This is a genomic window from Psychrobacter sp. NG254 (genome assembly GCF_015277735.1).
Classification (GTDB): Bacteria; Pseudomonadota; Gammaproteobacteria; order Pseudomonadales; family Moraxellaceae; genus Psychrobacter.
This window is the reverse complement of record NZ_JADHDA010000001.1, coordinates 580,066-596,807: the sequence shown is the minus strand read 5'-3', so window position 1 is coordinate 596,807 and position 16,742 is coordinate 580,066. Positions and strand designations below refer to the sequence as shown.

12 protein-coding genes are annotated in these 16,742 nt (G+C 43.2%); 7 read left to right on the top strand and 5 right to left on the bottom strand.

The window, feature by feature from the left end; genetic code table 11:
* The first annotated feature begins 29 nt into the window (after positions 1–29).
* From IP510_RS02395 to IP510_RS02385, 3 genes are all read left to right on the top strand, one after another.
* Positions 30–824: an ABC transporter permease gene (locus IP510_RS02395; RefSeq protein WP_194363185.1), complete on the top strand. Its 795-nt coding sequence runs from the start codon at positions 30–32 to the stop codon at positions 822–824.
* Between the two features lie 450 nt (positions 825–1,274).
* A complete protein-coding gene (locus IP510_RS02390; RefSeq protein ID WP_194363184.1) occupies positions 1,275–2,972 on the top strand; it encodes an AMP-binding protein in 1,698 nt (565 codons plus the stop codon).
* A gap of 712 nt (positions 2,973–3,684) precedes the next feature.
* Positions 3,685–5,385 carry an AMP-binding protein gene (locus IP510_RS02385; RefSeq protein WP_194363183.1) on the top strand — a complete coding sequence of 567 codons (1,701 nt, stop codon included), beginning with the start codon at positions 3,685–3,687 and terminating at the stop codon, positions 5,383–5,385.
* A 388-nt stretch (positions 5,386–5,773) separates the two neighbouring features.
* Here IP510_RS02385 and IP510_RS02380 read toward each other — a convergent pair whose 3' ends face one another.
* From IP510_RS02380 to sohB, 5 genes are all read right to left on the bottom strand, one after another.
* Complete coding sequence (locus IP510_RS02380; protein ID WP_194363182.1) at positions 5,774–6,643, bottom strand: SDR family oxidoreductase; 870 nt, start codon at positions 6,641–6,643, stop codon at positions 5,774–5,776.
* A 171-nt stretch (positions 6,644–6,814) separates the two neighbouring features.
* Positions 6,815–7,570, bottom strand: a complete 756-nt coding sequence (locus IP510_RS02375; RefSeq protein WP_194363181.1) for a histidine phosphatase family protein — start codon at positions 7,568–7,570, stop codon at positions 6,815–6,817.
* Between the two features lie 47 nt (positions 7,571–7,617).
* Positions 7,618–8,910, bottom strand: coding sequence for a phosphotransferase family protein (locus IP510_RS02370; RefSeq protein WP_194363180.1), 1,293 nt, complete (start codon positions 8,908–8,910; stop codon positions 7,618–7,620).
* 362 nt (positions 8,911–9,272) lie between these two features.
* Positions 9,273–10,523 (bottom strand): acyl-CoA dehydrogenase family protein, encoded by a 1,251-nt coding sequence (locus tag IP510_RS02365; protein WP_227669439.1) that lies wholly within the window; start codon positions 10,521–10,523, stop codon positions 9,273–9,275.
* Positions 10,524–10,781: 258 nt separating this feature from the next.
* A complete protein-coding gene (gene sohB / locus IP510_RS02360; RefSeq protein WP_194363178.1) occupies positions 10,782–11,762 on the bottom strand; it encodes a protease SohB in 981 nt (326 codons plus the stop codon).
* 372 nt (positions 11,763–12,134) lie between these two features.
* Here sohB and aspS point away from each other — a divergent pair, with 372 nt between their 5' ends.
* From aspS to IP510_RS02340, 4 genes are all read left to right on the top strand, one after another.
* Positions 12,135–13,961 carry an aspartate--tRNA ligase gene (gene aspS / locus IP510_RS02355; RefSeq protein WP_194363265.1) on the top strand — a complete coding sequence of 609 codons (1,827 nt, stop codon included), beginning with the start codon at positions 12,135–12,137 and terminating at the stop codon, positions 13,959–13,961.
* A gap of 67 nt (positions 13,962–14,028) precedes the next feature.
* Positions 14,029–14,943, top strand: a complete 915-nt coding sequence (locus tag IP510_RS02350; protein WP_194363177.1) for a lysophospholipid acyltransferase family protein — start codon at positions 14,029–14,031, stop codon at positions 14,941–14,943.
* Positions 14,944–15,056: 113 nt separating this feature from the next.
* On the top strand, positions 15,057–15,773 hold the full coding sequence (locus tag IP510_RS02345; RefSeq protein ID WP_265087551.1) for a glycosyltransferase: 717 nt from the start codon (positions 15,057–15,059) through the stop codon (positions 15,771–15,773).
* A gap of 122 nt (positions 15,774–15,895) precedes the next feature.
* A complete protein-coding gene (locus IP510_RS02340) occupies positions 15,896–16,741 on the top strand; it encodes a hypothetical protein (protein ID WP_227669420.1) in 846 nt (281 codons plus the stop codon).
* The last annotated feature ends 1 nt before the right edge of the window (position 16,742 follow it).

Sequence of the window (16,742 nt, the reverse complement as noted above, 5' to 3'; positions counted from 1 at the left end):
TTCTCTTTACACCCTTATAATGAGCACATATGAGCGGGACAAATGATATTCAAGTGTTTTTAACGTATGGTGATATCGCACTTGCTGGGAGCCTAATCCTCATCGTCCTTGTCGTATCATGGCAATTGCGTTTAAGGCTGACAAAGACACTACTAACGGCTGCTATCAGAACCATCGTACAACTGAGCTTTATTGGCCTGATATTGGCATGGGTGTTCGCACGCGAGCAATGGTACGAAGTACTGATCATTCTGACCATCATGACTTTGATTGCCGCAAGTGCTGCAAAAAACCGTGTCAAACGCAGTTATAAAGGTTTATTGGTAGACACACTACTGGCCGTTAGTACCTCAGCCGTATTGGTCACTGCGATAGCCATCCTAGCTATTTTGAGAGTCACTCCTTGGTACACGCCTCAATTTATTATCCCTATCTTAGGGCTAATACTGGGCAACTCTTTAACCGCCATTTCTTTGACCAGCAACCAATTGGTTGAGTCTTTTCATCAGCAGCAATCTCGTATCGAGATGATGCTTAGCCTATCTGCCAAGCCATTTGAGGCCGTACATGAGCAAATACGAGTAGCGATTATTAATGGGATGACCCCGACCTTAAACTCTATGTTAGTCGTAGGTATTGTGAGCTTACCCGGTATGATGACAGGGCAAATACTGGCAGGTGCAGATCCTTCCCAAGCCGTTCGTTATCAGATCATAACGATGTTTTTGATATGTGTGAGTAGCATACTTGGCTGTACCATCAGCGCTTTACTTATTTACCGACGATTTTTCAATAAAAACAGTCAGTTCATCCTACCTGAATGATCAAAATACTTACTGGCCCTCACCTCATTCCGCGATAACTTTTCAGCTTCCCTTCCTTATATTCATTATTAAGCATATGATTTAATTCAGTTTATGTACTGCCCAGTTTTGTAAATCCATATTGCTATCTGTTTTATTCATGCTAATGTATTGCTGAAATGTATCATTTTTTTGATACTCTAGCTGCTGACAATAGATGACCCTTATTGGGATATTTACTGTTTGTGTTATCTGTTTATACAATGATTTGGTTATTTATCTAAGGCATTTCTTAGTATTAGCTGATTGGTATTGTACCGCACTACCAAGCGCTAGCAGTCTGTCAATATACAAGGACGTTATTGCACCCAGTAACCTATAAACCCTATCAATACTGGTTGATAATACTGATATATGTATGGCTGATTTCTTATAAACCTTAACCCATATTACATTGCAAGGACGCTCACTATGTCGCCGAACAAACCTTGGCTCTCCCAATATCCTACAAGTGTGCCAAAAACCATCGACCCTGATAGATATATCAGCATCATGGAGCTTTACGAAGAATGCTTCGATCGTTTCCGTGGACACCCGATGAGTATTTGTATGGGCGTGACTCATACTTATGGCGACATTGATAAGGCCTCACTGGCAGTTGCATCATGGTTACAAGCGCAAGGGCTTCCTAAAGGTAGCGTCGTGGCGCTTATGATGCCAAACGTCCCGCAATATCTGCCAACTATGATTGGCATTTTGCGGGCGGGCTACGTGTGCACCCCTGTCAACCCATTGTATACAGGTCGTGAGCTGCGTCATCAATTAAATGACTCTGGTGCACAAGCTATTTTTGTGGTGGATAACTTTGCCCAAGCCTTGGAGCAAGTGATCGATGAGACGGCCATCAAGCGCGTTATCTTATCGAAGATGGGCGATATGATGGGCTTGAAGGGTATCTTGGTTAATACTATCATTCGCCAAGTCAAACGTTTGGTACCTAAATACAATCTTAACGATCCCAAATATCATGTCACTAAGTTTCCTGAAGTCTTGAAAAAAGGCAAAAACCTACCTTTTCAAAAGCCAAAACTGTTACTGGATCAAAAAGCATTTTTACAATATACCGGCGGTACAACCGGCCTCTCTAAAGGTGCTATTTTGTCACAACGCAATATCGTAGCAGCAGCCATGCAATCAGAAGCATGGACACGGCCTATCACCTCAGAGATCAATGAAGTATATATCAATATGGTCATGGCGCTACCGCTGTATCATATTTTTGCTTTTATGCTAAGCCTACTGGGCATGCGCTCAGGCTATACCTTTATATTGGTACCCAATCCGCGCGATATGCCCGGATTTGTCAAAACGTTATCAAAACAGCCTTTTCATATATTTCCTGCCGTTAATACCCTATTCAAAGGATTGCTTGATACACCAAGCTTCACACAGCTGGACTTCAGCTCGCTGCGTATCTCCCAAGCTGGTGGTATGGCAGCGACTGAGCAGACAGCTGCACGCTGGCTTGAGGTGACTGGCTGTCCTATGGTCGAGGGTTGGGGTATGACCGAAGGCGTGGCAGCAGGCACCGCCAACATCGTGACGGATCACAAATTCAATGGCACCATCGGTTTGCCGCTGCCTAGTGTCGATATGATTGTGATTGATGATGAAGGCCGGCGTGTTGACACTAATGAAGCGGGCGAGATGTGTATTAAAGGCCCTAACGTCACCTCTGGATACCTGAACAGAGACAGTAGTGATGACTTTACTAGTGATGGCTATTTCCGTACTGGTGATATTGTCAGTATGGATGAAAAAGGCTATTTCACCTTACTAGATCGTAAAAAAGACATGATTTTAGTCTCAGGTTTCAATGTATTCCCGAATGAGATTGAATCTGTCATGCTTGACTGCCCAGGCATTATTGACTGTGCGGTGATTGGTATTCCGGATGATCGCCAAGGTGAAGCTGTCAAGATATACATAGTGCCTGAAGACAATAACGTCACCAAAGAAGTGGTGACAGAATTTGCTCTAGACAATCTCACTGGCTATAAGTGTCCACGTCATATTGAATTTGTCAGTGAATTGCCAAAAAGTAATGTCGGTAAAGTATTGCGTCAAAAGCTGCGTGAAAAGCATGATGCAGATCGTCCACAGCGATAGACAGCCATTATTCTTTCGATAAAAGAAACACTATCTTCTGTTGATGTCTATGTTTATAGAACTTGAGTAACATCAAATTTAAATCATGACTTACTCTTATTAAAAAGCATCTTATATTAGATATAGGATGCTTTTTATACTGATCGAATATAAATGGGTGCTGATCATCATTATCTAATGAACGACTTTATCTTTTTTATCAACCATTTGTCTTGTTTATCTTGCAACATATATTTTTATACATATCAAATCTAATTGTAAACTAAGCAGTTCTTTTATGAGAATAACGAGAACGGTTGTCTTTATGTTAATGTAACGACAAAATATTTCACTATAGTTTCTGCCAGTTAATTTATTTGATTTTAAGATAAGTGAGCTGACGGAGTATAGCTAGAGACAATATTTTCGATATGGGATCAATAATTAGCTTCTTAATCCAATTAAGGGGTTAACTTAAAATTTATAAGGATCTCTTTATTTCAGCAGTATGTGAACAAAATAGGATAGCACTCGACATTTTATTATGTTGTCAGTAATAAAAAGTTGACATGGATGTGACTACTTTTTTATCGAGCCTTAACTTATATCACTCAAAAAATGAGGATAGTGAAAAAAACGCGTGTAAATATTTTGCATTGTAGATTATACGAGTTTGACATCTCTATTCATATTTTTGGGTTTGATATTATATCAATACTTAAGGACGTCACTCATGACAATAGATAAGCCTTGGCTTGCCCAATATCCAGCAAATGTACCTAAAACGATTAACCCTGATCAATACGAAAGCCTCATAGAGCTGTATGAAGAGTGCTTCAATCGTTTTCGTATGCATCCGATGACTATTTGTATGGGGGTGACTCATACTTATGGTGATGTCGATAATGCGTCTCTTGCGGTAGCAGCATGGTTGCAAGCGCAAGGCCTCCCTAAAGGCAGTGTCGTGGCACTTATGATGCCAAACGTCCCGCAATATCTACCAATCATGATTGGCATCTTGCGTGCAGGCTATGTTTGCACCCCTATCAATCCACTATATACAGGCCGTGAGCTGCGTCATCAATTGAATGATTCAGGTGCTCAAGTGATTTTTGTGGTGGATAACTTTGCCCAAGCGCTAGAGCAAGTGATAGACGAGACAAACATCAAGCGTATTGTCCTATCAAAAATGGGCGACATGATGGGTTTGAAAGGTATTTTGGTCAACACGGTTATCCGTCAAGTCAAACGTCTGGTGCCCAAGTACAATCTGAACGACCCTAAATACAATGTGACCAAGTTCCCTGAAGTGCTCAAAAAAGGTAAAAACCTACCGATACAAGCACCCAAGACCACATTGCAACAAAAGGCTATCTTGCAATATACCGGTGGTACGACTGGTCTATCCAAAGGCGCCGTTTTGACGCAGCGCAATGTCGTCGCTGCAGCCATGCAGTCAGAAGCTTGGTACCGTCCTGTTACCTCAGATATCAATGAAGTCTACATCAATATGGTCATGGCGTTACCGCTGTATCATATTTTTGCTTTTATGCTGAGCCTACTTGGTATGCGCTCAGGTTATACCTTTATATTGATACCCAATCCACGTGATATGCCTGGGTTTATTAAGACTTTGTCAAAGCAGCCCTTTCATATACTCCCTGCGGTCAATACCCTATTTAAAGGCTTGCTCGATCAGCCAAACTTTAAAAATCTGAACTTTAGCGCACTACGTATCACTCAGGCTGGCGGTATGGCGGCCACCGAACAGACCGCTGCCAAATGGCTTGAGATCACTGGCTGCCCGATGGTTGAAGGCTGGGGTATGACAGAAGGGGTTGCCGGCGGCACGGCCAATGTTATCACTGAGCGTAAGTTTAATGGGACTATTGGTGTACCAGTACCTAGTGTCGATATCATCGTAATCGATGACAATGGCCAGCGTGTTGGCATGAATCAAGCGGGTGAGATGTGTATTAAAGGACCCAATGTCATGTCAGGTTACTTTAATTCAGATATTACCAATGACTTTACCAGTGATGGCTACTTCCGTACTGGTGATATTGTTAGCATGGATGAAAAAGGCTATTTCACCTTGCTTGATCGCAAAAAAGACATGATTTTGGTGTCAGGTTTTAACGTATTCCCGAATGAGATTGAATCTGTGATGCTCGATTGCAACGGTATCGTTGAGTGTGCGGTCATTGGCATCCCTGATGAAAACCAAGGTGAAGCCGTTAAAATATATATCGTCCCTGCAGACAACAATGTGACCAAAGAGACTATCAAAGAGTTTGCCTTAGAGAATTTGACAGGCTATAAATGCCCACGTCACATTGAGTTTGTGAGCGAGCTGCCAAAGAGTAATGTCGGTAAGGTGCTGCGTCAAAAGCTACGCGAGCAACATATATCGGACAACCCGAGGACGTTATAGCCTTCACGTTATGTTTTAAAATGTGCTATATCTAAAAAAGAAAAGGCTTTCTACATCACAATGTAGAAGGCCTTTTTCATATATAGTCAGTTCTCTATAAATTGGATATCGACAGCTATCGGACTTTTTAGGTTCGGTACAGACGATACTCAATAAAACGGATACAGTATTTAATAACGTGAAACTGGTATAAATTTTTCTGGCTTGCTGTGCCTATGCCGACAGAGGCTGTAAAAAATTCATCCCAGTTCCGCTGTATCTTTTTAATATTGGACTGACTATATGGTTGAGTTCAAATAATTCCGATACAAGGAGGCCGAGTGCAAGCGATACATTAGTATGGTTAGCGAGGATGACGATGTAGCGGATTTATATGGACTTGACTATGTTAGCTTAAACGACTCATCACTGGTAATGGTAAATGTTTCATCGCTTGACCAACTACCGACCATGGCATACTTGGCACACAAGCCTCGTCTACTTCTGCTTCAATCGCCGCGACAATTGCTCTGGTTCCGGTATCTGTGTCCACTTCAAATGGCAAGGGTTTGGCGTTCTCATTGATTTCGGTACGAATATAGCCTGGATAGATAGTAGAAACCTTGATCGGCAGTTTAGTCAAGAGCATGTCAGAACGAATGCCTTCTGCCAGATGAGCCAAGCCCGCTTTACTCGCGCCATAGGCAGTCAAGTGCTTAGGCAAACCGCGCATTGCTGACATGCTAGAGATGACCACTAGATGACCACTGTTCTGCGCTCGAAAAATATTCATGGCCGCTTCACATTGAGCCAATGCCGAGATAAAATTGATCTCAACCGTATGGCGGTTGGTATCAAAGCGCCCTTTACCAATGCGGCGACTGTCACCAACGCCTGCATTGACCACGACTCGATCAATACGTCCGAAGTCAGCAGCGAATGCATCAAACACCTCAAAAATCGTGTCATAGTCACTGACATCCAGTACACGATATTCAACACGAATATTCGGATACTGGGCGGTTAGCTCTGATTTTAGCTGCTCCAAACGATCAGTACGGCGTGCACATATTGCAAGATTATAACCGAGCTCAGCAAAAATCTTAGCCATCCCCTCACCAAGACCTGAACTTGCGCCTGTGACGAGTACCGTTTTGCCTTTGCCTATTTGTTGCTTATGTAAGCCTTTTAAATAACGTGATGGCTGAATCGCACTGGCAATCTTATTTTTGCGTGCACGAGCGCTGCTTGTGACCAAACTTATTAGCTTATTTTTCATAGACAATCCTTGGTGTACCAATATTGAGCAGAATCAACTTTTTGACGCTCATATTTATAAAACACAAGCGTATGTAATGCCTACCCTGTGGCCCATAATTGTCATCAATTCTGACGATAACAGTAATTATAGAACTTAGCGACTGGCATTATTAATATAGCATGCTCAAGATTACCGCCATGTCACAAAGCGTTTGCCTTCAGAAAACAAATGGCTGTATTCATTCAATGATAATAAGCGGCTACTTTGGTCTTTTAGAGTAATAGATGTCACGCCAGTATTTACCAAGCTTTTATTTAACTGATAAGCGGTCTGACTGCCTTGTTTCAATAACTGTGCAGTAATCGCGGCGATGACACCGCCTGAAGTAAAGACCAGCACGGTACTGTCATGACCCAAACCCAAACTGGTTATTTTGGTACGTATTTGTTCAAGTGCTTGTTGAGTGCGGTTATGGAACTGTGGCCAGCTCTCAATATAATCCTGATCATTGTCCCCTGCATGCCAACGCTGCATCGCTTGGTCAAATAGCTCTGCCAGACGGGTGGCTGGCATTTCTGACTTAGCCATATCAGTCGATATCTCAGCACGGTTGCCAGCAGCATTTGCAGACTTTACAAACACGTCTTTATGATTGAATTCATCAAACTGCGGTAATACATAACCAGAAGGCTCATCCAGATTGATTGCTGGTACAACAGAGTCGCCATTGGCCGTCATAGAAGGCTCATAGCGTTTCCAAAAATGGTGAGCAGAGTCCTGTTGCCTCACCAAGCTACCAGTAAATATTGCATCAATACGGCGCTGTGTGGTGGCATAATGCTGACCCAACATTTGCGCTTGAATCGTACCAAGCTCTGAGAGCTGATCGTAATTTTCTTGTCCAAAAGATGCTTGACCATGACGTGCTAAGAGTATGGTTGTCATAAAATAATGCCCTTTATCATATTTTCCAGCGTGTTTATTTTGGATGTTTACGCGTCAGGTGACTGAGAGGATTTGGCAAGATAACCTTTTGGTAAAATACCTTTAATCACTTTTTGTACAGGGCTTGGTAACTGTTCGATGGTAGCGGCATCGATACCCATGTCTTCTAAATGCGGCTGTACGTGTGCACTGAATAGTGCTTCACCCTCGTACTGAGCAATAAGCTTGAGGCACTTAGCATGCATGACATGAATGGCAAGCCACGCATTTTTGAAAGCAGGGTTAGTGGTTTGTTTATGATAATAGCGATAGTAAATCTGCTGAATGATGCCTGATAGGCGGAACAAGCCGAACACTTCATAGAAAGTCCAGTTGTCTATCTCTAAGCCTGATTGCTCAAGATAGTAAGCAACCACTTCATCGCGTGTCATCATACCTTCTAAATGGGTTGGCTGTCGACGGAACTGCTGCATCACAATATTGTCATCTTCTTCAATCCAATAAGCCAATGCACTACCTAAATCCATCAATGGATCACCAAGGGTGGCCATTTCCCAGTCAAGAACACCAATGACTTTGGTGGGATCAGCCACATCGAGTATCACATTATCAAAGCGCCAATCGTTATGAATAATACAGGTTTTGCTATCGGCAGGGGTATGTTTGTTAAGCCACTGTCTGACCAATGCAAAGCTTGGCACATTAGGTGTTTTTGCTTTGACATAGCGCTTATCCCAACCACTCACCTGACGCCCGCAATAGCCGTCACCGCGACCCAAATCAACCAAATCAGGGTGCTCGGTATAGTCTATTTGATGCAGCTCAACCAAAGCGTCTAAAACATTGGTACAAAGCAAACGAATTTGTTCAGGGTCTAAATCGACACCTTTTGGCAGGTTAGCACGAGGAATAATCCCCTCCATGCGCTCCATCACATAGAAGTCCGCGCCAATGACTGATTCGTCTGTACATAGCGCGATCATCTCTGGTACATAAGGATAGGCTTCATTTAAGGCTTTTTGGACCGTATGTTCGCGTACCATATCATGAGCAGACTTGGCCTTGGTGCCTTTTGGTGGACGGCGTAATATCAGATCTTGACCTTTGTCATCGCCTGCGCCCTCGTACTGTAAGCGATAAGTCCAGTTCGATGCACCACCTGAAAACTGCGTGACGGTAGGTTCACCTACCACATCGATGCCTTGGCTACGAAGCCATTCGCTAACGGCTTTGGCATCGAGCTCTTCGCCATCACGTACTTCGCCGCCTGTGTCTAATACTTTATTATTCGTTGAGGTATTTTTAATGCCAGTATTATCGGCAGGGTTATCAATTGCCATGAGACAGTCCTTATCATTTGGTCATTTATTTTTATAATATGTGTTAGGGCGGGTCTTTAATTCACTCAATAATCATCTAGATGAGGTAAAAAGGGCTAAATCTTGCCAAACATCGTCAAATAGTTGATTAATATTCCGATACTATCTACGCTACTTTTCTTGTTTGACGGCAATTTATCACCATTTTTAAAATGAAGACACGCCCTAGTAATAAGACATCAGTAGTGATGAAAAATTCACCACTAAATGATTAGTAGTGAACTTTCAATTACCGCATTACCATCCTAATTTTGATGACATTGTAGCGGCGGATAGGCAGCGAAATTGTAGTCATTCTGCCTAGCCCATTATCCATATAAATATTAAGCTTTTTCAGACTTAGTAGAACGGCTAAAGCCTTGACGTTTCAACTCTAGTTTGGCAATCATGGTTTTGTGTACTTCATCAGGGCCATCTGCTAAACGTAGTACACGTGCTTGAGCATAGAAGTTTGGTAGTAATGTGTCTTGGCAGACGCCCATACCACCATGAATCTGAATGGCCATATCGACTACTTCTTGTAGTACCGTTGGCGCCACGACTTTGATAGCAGAGATTTCAGTCAATGCTGCTTTGGTGCCGTGAGCATCCATCTTCTGTGCAGCATATAAGGTCATCAAACGAGCTTGGTCAATCTTAATACGTGCTTCAGCGATACGCTCAAAGTTACCACCCAATTGTAGTAATGGCTTACCAAAGGCAGTACGTGACATACCACGCTTAACAGCCAATTCAAGAGACTTTTCAGCAGCACCGATACAACGCATGCAATGATGAATACGTCCTGGCCCTAAACGACCTTGCGCAATTTCAAAACCTTTACCTGGTCCACCGATGAAGTGACTGACTGGCACACGTACATTCTCAAAGCTAATCTCGCCATGTCCGTGCGGTGCATCATAATCACCAAATACTTTGAGCATACGTTTGATGTTCACACCCGCCGTTTTGACTGGTACAAGCACCATTGAATGTTGATGATGACGGTCTGCGCTCTCATCAGCGGTATATGCCATGACAATTAGAATATCAACCGCAGGATCGCCAAGACCAGATGACCACCATTTGCTACCGTTTATGACAATCTCATCACCATCGACTACAGCGGTTGCTTCCATATTGGTTGCATCACTTGATGCTACATCAGGCTCAGTCATACAAAATACAGAGCGCGTCTTACCTTCTAAGATTGGTGTGAGCCACTTGTCTTGCTGCTCTTGAGTACCGTAGCGCCACAACAGCTCCATATTGCCACTATCAGGCGCATTACAGTTGAATACATGAGGCGCAAGCAAACTACGTCCAGTTAGCTCTGCGATAGGCGCGTAATCAGTGACCGAAAGCCCTGCACCTAGGATGTCATCAGGCAAGAATAAATTCCATAAGCCTTCTTCACGTGCTTGCTTACGCAGGTTTTCGTAGGCTTCTGGCCACTCCCAGTTTTCCCAATTACCGTCAGGATTTTTCTTATGACACTCTTCCCAGAATCGCGCTTCGATTGGCTCAATGTGCGTTTCAATGAACGCTTTGACTTTGGCATGCATGGCTTGACCATGTTCTGTTGCGGTAAACATTAAATTGTCGTTAGACATAAATGACTTCCTTTTCTTTATTGATTGTCTAAATCAAGTGTTGATAAAAAGCTCTACTAGAGCTTTAGTGCACGTACGTATACTGTTTTCCGTATGCTACATTTATAACACAGCAATTATCAATAAACAGCAAAAAGGCGCGACCAGCTAGGCCACGCCTTTTACAAAACTCAAACAATGTGTAGAAGACCATTTGAACTCTACAATATTATAAACTCACTATCACAATGATAGTTAACATTATTTCAGAATATTTAAGCGACTATTTAAATCAAAACGCGCCAGTGCATCAGGCAGTTTATCAACCGCCATGCTCAATGTTGCTTCAGCTGCTTGCGCTAGTCCTAGCTTTTCAGCGAGTGTTGGTTTTTGACGTGAATGTAGTGCATACACTTCACTGTCTTCCATGCGCTCTAAAATATAGCTGTCTGATGTTTGCAAACTGTCAATCAAATTGAGTTTTAGCGCATCTTCGCCATACCAATGCTCTCCAGTGGCCACTTTTGCCACATCGAGTGTTGGGCGGTAGTTATTGACAAAATGTTTGAATAGCTCGTGTGTCTGCTCCAGTTCTTCTTGATACTTGGCACGATCTTCAGCATCGTTTTCACCAAACACAGTGACTGTACGCTTGTAGTCGCCCGCAGTAAACATCTCATAATCGACGTCATGATTTTTTAGCCATTTATGAAAGTTTGGCAACTGTGATACCACACCAATTGAGCCAATAATAGCGAATGGTGCTGCCACTATCTTATCTGCGACACAAGCCATCATATAGCCACCGCTCGCGGCAACTTTATCCACACAGACAGTCAGTTTTAGACCAGCATCTTTTAAGCGAACCAATTGTGCGGCGGCCAAACCATAACCATGTACCACACCACCGCCTGACTCAAGACGTACAATGACTTCATCACCCTTATTCGCGCTACTGATCAACGTACTAATTTCCTCACGCAAGTGCTTGACTGCGGTGGCTTTAATATCACCATCAAAATCAAGGACAAAGACTTGTGCTTTATCATCAGTATGTTTTTTCTTATTCTTGGTTTTTACTTTTAGCGCCTGTTTGGCTTTCTTAGCCATCGTTTTTCTAAACTGCTTAAGCGCCGCTTTACCTTGAGTGGCTTCCATTAAATCTTCACGGCGGTGCTCTTGATTTTTATTTAGATGGATAACTCGCAGTTCAACAGGGTTTTTGGTTGGATGAAATAGCATGATTACAAATCCTCAAGTCAGTAGATATATCAGTATGGCTGTTTTTATTAGCGTGCGGTTGATATAGGCACGACTCGCTCTATTTTCAAGCGAGACAGTTATCTTTTGCTCAATATAAAGAGGGATAGATACATACATCAGATACTTGTGCATGGCTTTACGTTGATTGGACTCAGCAGGTTGTATAAAAAGGGCAGATTAGGCATAATATGCCTTTATAATAAATTTTGTGTAGCCAACGTGATGACCCATTGTCATAATCGCGTTGTTTGTGTGTTTTTCACGATTATCTTGAAACACACAATTATGGCTGCATTATTGTATTTCGAATTGGGCTGATAACTGGATAATTATATTATGACGCAAAGCACTATGACGCATAGCGAATACCGAGACGAATATTGCGGAGCCGTAACTGAGAGCTTCATTGATCAAACCATTAGCATCGTAGGCTGGGTACATCGTCGTCGCGATCACGGTGGCGTGATCTTCTTAGACATGCGTGACCGCGCTGGTATATTACAGGTGGTGGTTGACCCTGATACGCCAGAAGCATTTGCGACTGCTGATGCAGTACGTCCTGAATATGTGCTAAAAATAACAGGCCGTGTACGTCGCCGTTATGAAGGTACTGAAAACAATAATATGACCAGTGGTCAGATTGAGCTGCTAGGCAAAGAGATTGAAGTGCTGGCGAAATCTGAAACGCCGCCTTTCCCATTAAATGACGAAAAAACTACGGTATCAGAAGATTTGCGTCTTAAGTATCGCTATCTCGATATGCGCCGTCCGCAAATGCAAGAACGTATGGTGTTCCGTGCCAAAGCCACGTCAACGATTCGTCGTTATTTGGATGACCATGGCTTCTTGGACGTTGAAACTCCTATCTTGACTCGTGCGACGCCAGAAGGTGCGCGTGATTATCTCGTACCATCACGTACCCGTCCAGGTAACTTCTTTGCATTGCCGCAGTCACCACAGCTGTTTAAACAGTTATTAATGGTGTCAGGTTTTGACCGTTATTATCAAATCGCTAAATGCTTCCGTGATGAAGATTTACGTGCAGATCGTCAGCCTGAATTTACTCAGGTGGATATCGAAACTTCTTTCTTAAACGAAGAAGAAATCATGAACATCAACGAAGGCCTTATCAAGCATTTGTTTAAGACTATGATGGACGTTGAGTTTGAACAGTTTCCTCGTATGACTTACGCAGAAGCCATGCGTGATTATGCATCAGACAAGCCTGACTTACGTATTCCATTAAAATTGGTCGACGTTGCAGATTTGATGAAAGATGTCGACTTCAAAGTATTCGCAGGTCCTGCTAATGATCCTAAAGGTCGTGTGGCTGCCCTACGTATCCCTGGTGGCGCTTCATTAAGCCGTAAGCAAATCGACGCTTACACCAAGTTCGTTGGTATCTATGGTGCACGTGGTTTGGCTTATATCAAAGTCAATGACGCTAGCAGCATCAACAATGGTGTGGACAAAGATTCTGGCCTACAGTCTCCAATCATCAAAAACATGACTGATGATGTACTGGTTAGCCTAATCGAGCGTACTGCTGCAGAAGATGGCGATATTATCTTCTTTGGTGCCGATAAAGCCAGTGTCGTGAACGATGCAATCGGTGCACTACGTCAAAAAATCGGTCTAGACCTTGAGATGACGACCTGCCAGTGGGCACCACTTTGGGTCACTGACTTCCCAATGTTTGAGCAGACTGACGATGGTCGCTGGACCTCAATGCATCATCCATTTACTAAGCCTAAAGGCTCAGTCGATGAGCTGAAAAACAACCCAGAAGCTGCTCTATCTATCGCTTATGATATGGTATTAAATGGTACAGAAGTTGGCGGTGGTAGCTTACGTATCAATACGTACGATATGCAGCAAGCGGTGCTTGATGCACTAGGTATCGGTGAGCAAGAAGCTGAAGACAAGTTTGGTTTCCTACTGGATGCATTGAAGTTCGGTGCGCCTCCGCATGGTGGCTTAGCATTTGGTTTGGATCGTCTGATTATGCTCATGGTAGGCGCAGACTCTATCCGTGATGTCATTGCGTTCCCAAAAACCAAAACTGCTGAGTGTCCACTTACTCAAGCACCTGCTGAAGTTGATAGCAAGCAGCTACGTGATCTTGGTATCCGTGTGCGCGAAAAAGCACAAGCCGATGCCAACAAGCCTGCTCAATAAGCAGCTTGATGATGCAACGTTATTATCTGCTGTATGTGTTATGTGATTCATCACCATGCGAGTGGTTATGAATCCATACCATCTTTTCAAATTCGTGCCACTGTCTGTATTGCAGACGTTGGCACGTTTTGTCGCTTGGGTGATCATAAAGATACCGAGCCTCAGCATCATGCGTACTGTGCATATTAATATGGCACTCATCGCTCAGGCACTCCCTGAACACCAAAAGCACCAGCTGGTTAAAGACATTATTTATCATCAGTGTTTGACCAGTATTGAGTCTATCAAAAGCTGGGCAATGCCACCTGAATGGAGCATTGCTCAGATTCGTGATGTCCACAACAAAGACATTTTGTTAGAGGGGCTTGCCAATCCTAATGGCATGCTGGCCATCGTCCCACATCTGGGTACGTGGGAGATGATGAATGCTTGGCTTAATCAGTTTGGTGCGCCAACCATCATGTACAAACCAGTAAAAGGCGATATTACCAATAACTTTGTACTGCAAGGACGTTCACGCCTCAATGCGACTTTGGTACCGACAGATGGCAGCGGTGTCAAAGCAGTGTTTAAGACGCTCAAGCAAGGCGGTTTTAGTATCGTGCTACCAGATCATGTCCCAGAGCCGTCAGGTGGCGTAGTAGTGCCGTTTTTCGGTGTGCATACTTTGACCAGTACGCTCGCCTCCAAACTGGCCAGCAAAACCAAATGTGCACTAGTCGGCTTATCCTGTATTCGCCGAGATGATGGACAAGGTTTTGATATCCACTGCTATAAGCTGGATAATCCCGCACTTTATGATCGCAATGCCGAAACGGCAACACATGCGCTCAATCAAGCCATGGAGCAGATGATTAGCGACCACTATAGTCATTATATGTGGGGCTATCGACGTTTTAAGCGCATACCAACACTAGGCAATCCTTATCGAACCGATGAAGCAACCTTAAAAGCCTTTATTCAAGCTCATCGTTCTTATTAGTCCTTCATTTATCTCAATAAGAGTGCATTATGACAACTGACGTAACCAAAACCGTACCGAGCAACTCTATCCAAACAGACGATAATGCTAACCGTCAGCGTTATGTTATTTGTATGAAATGGGGCAAAAAGTACGGTCCTGAATACGTCAATCGTCTGTACAATATGGTCAGCCGTCATCTAAGCTTAGACTTTCAAATGATTTGCTTGACCGATGACAGTATGGGCATTGATCCTGCTATTACTTGTCACCCTATACCAGAAATGGATCTGCCTGCGGGTCCTGAGCGGGGCTGGAAAAAACTGACAACCTTCAAGCCTGAGCTATATGGCCTTAAAGGTGTGGCACTGTTTTTGGATATAGATATTGTCATTGTCGATAATATTGATGCTTTTTTTACTTATGAAGCCCAGCATAAAGACAGTGTTGTCATCATTCGCGACTGGAAAAAACCGTGGCGCATGATAGGTAACAGTTCTGTCTACCGTTTCAATATCGGTCTGAACACCTATCCCGATTTGTTATCTAACTTTGAGCGTAACTTTGACACCATTCGCACCCAAGTTCGTCATGAACAGGCTTATCTATCAAACTATCTCCGCGAACACCATCATTTAGAATACTGGGATAAAACCTGGTGCGTGAGCTTTAAGTACCAGTGTATCGCTCCTATTCCTTTCAATTTTGTACGCACGCCCAGTTTGCCAGACAACGCAAAAATCATTATTTTTCATGGTGAAATCAATCCACCAGATGCCATTGCCGGTAGCGGCGGCAAATGGTATCGCCATGTCAAACCAAGCCCATGGTTAAAAGATCATTGGCAGTAACGGTCTGAAAAGCAACAATATTTATATACTTAACGGTCTCATAAACAGTTTAAAGGCAATCGATAACGGTATAGAATAGGCGCAGTGACAGTCAACTACTGGAAAATAGTATGGCGCTATATTTGAGATTACCAGCTACCGTCAGGTTTAGCATTGATAGTGAATCTGTCGTTATCAATGCTTTCAATGCCAATGACCCAGCACAAAGCCTGCATGGCAAAAGTGTCAATGTGATTGCCTCAGGCCCCTCCATACATCATCTATCATTATCAACATTGCTAGACACCCCTACTATTTTTGTCAATGGCAGTATTAGCCTTGCAGATCAGCATGATTTTACTGATATCGTCGGTTATGTCATCAGTGACGCGCGCTTTATCAGTCATAATCCTGAAGTCTTACGGCAGTATTATACAGGGCAACCTCTATATGCCACCCTAGCCGTCTTTGAAGCGATGGCGACAACGCATCCTGATATCATGCGCAACCATCATCATGCCATGCGGGTATTATATCCAGTAGATAGACCTTGGGGTGTCAAATCAAATAAGCTGTTATTCAATAAACTGATTTTTAAGAAAAAACGTCTGAATAAAAAAATGCCGTTGTCATACTTTATCAATCATCCAAACTTTATTATTGATAAGCGTCATAACACTGCCGAGATTGGTGTCTCTTTGAACATCACTCATGGATTTGTAGAAGCCGGTACGGTCGCTTATGTGGCTGCTCAGCTGGCTTTTTCTCGTCAGGTAGTGGCTATTCACCTATATGGCATCGACTTACTCAACAGTGACCAGCCACGTTTTTATGAAAACAAAAGCAACAGCGCACCAAGTACGCTAAGTAAAGTCATGAGCGAACGTATCGTACCGTCCTTCAATTTACTGGGTGAAACCTATAAAGCGCACGGCGTACCTGTCATCAATCACTCTCCTGTCTCTAGAACATTATTTGACAGTCTCTAAT

What these genes read in the sequence shown, in the direction of transcription:
- IP510_RS02395 (WP_194363185.1), top strand. Translation starts at nt 30, where the DNA reads ATGAGCGGGACAAATGATATTCAAGTGTTTTTAACGTATGGTGATATC.
- IP510_RS02390 (WP_194363184.1), top strand. Translation starts at nt 1,275, where the DNA reads ATGTCGCCGAACAAACCTTGGCTCTCCCAATATCCTACAAGTGTGCCA.
- IP510_RS02385 (WP_194363183.1), top strand. Translation starts at nt 3,685, where the DNA reads ATGACAATAGATAAGCCTTGGCTTGCCCAATATCCAGCAAATGTACCT.
- IP510_RS02380 (WP_194363182.1), bottom strand. Translation starts at nt 6,643, where the DNA reads ATGAAAAATAAGCTAATAAGTTTGGTCACAAGCAGCGCTCGTGCACGC.
- IP510_RS02375 (WP_194363181.1), bottom strand. Translation starts at nt 7,570, where the DNA reads ATGACAACCATACTCTTAGCACGTCATGGTCAAGCATCTTTTGGACAA.
- IP510_RS02370 (WP_194363180.1), bottom strand. Translation starts at nt 8,910, where the DNA reads ATGGCAATTGATAACCCTGCCGATAATACTGGCATTAAAAATACCTCA.
- IP510_RS02365 (WP_227669439.1), bottom strand. Translation starts at nt 10,523, where the DNA reads ATGTTTACCGCAACAGAACATGGTCAAGCCATGCATGCCAAAGTCAAA.
- sohB (WP_194363178.1), bottom strand. Translation starts at nt 11,762, where the DNA reads ATGCTATTTCATCCAACCAAAAACCCTGTTGAACTGCGAGTTATCCAT.
- aspS (WP_194363265.1), top strand. Translation starts at nt 12,135, where the DNA reads ATGACGCATAGCGAATACCGAGACGAATATTGCGGAGCCGTAACTGAG.
- IP510_RS02350 (WP_194363177.1), top strand. Translation starts at nt 14,029, where the DNA reads ATGAATCCATACCATCTTTTCAAATTCGTGCCACTGTCTGTATTGCAG.
- IP510_RS02345 (WP_265087551.1), top strand. Translation starts at nt 15,057, where the DNA reads ATGAAATGGGGCAAAAAGTACGGTCCTGAATACGTCAATCGTCTGTAC.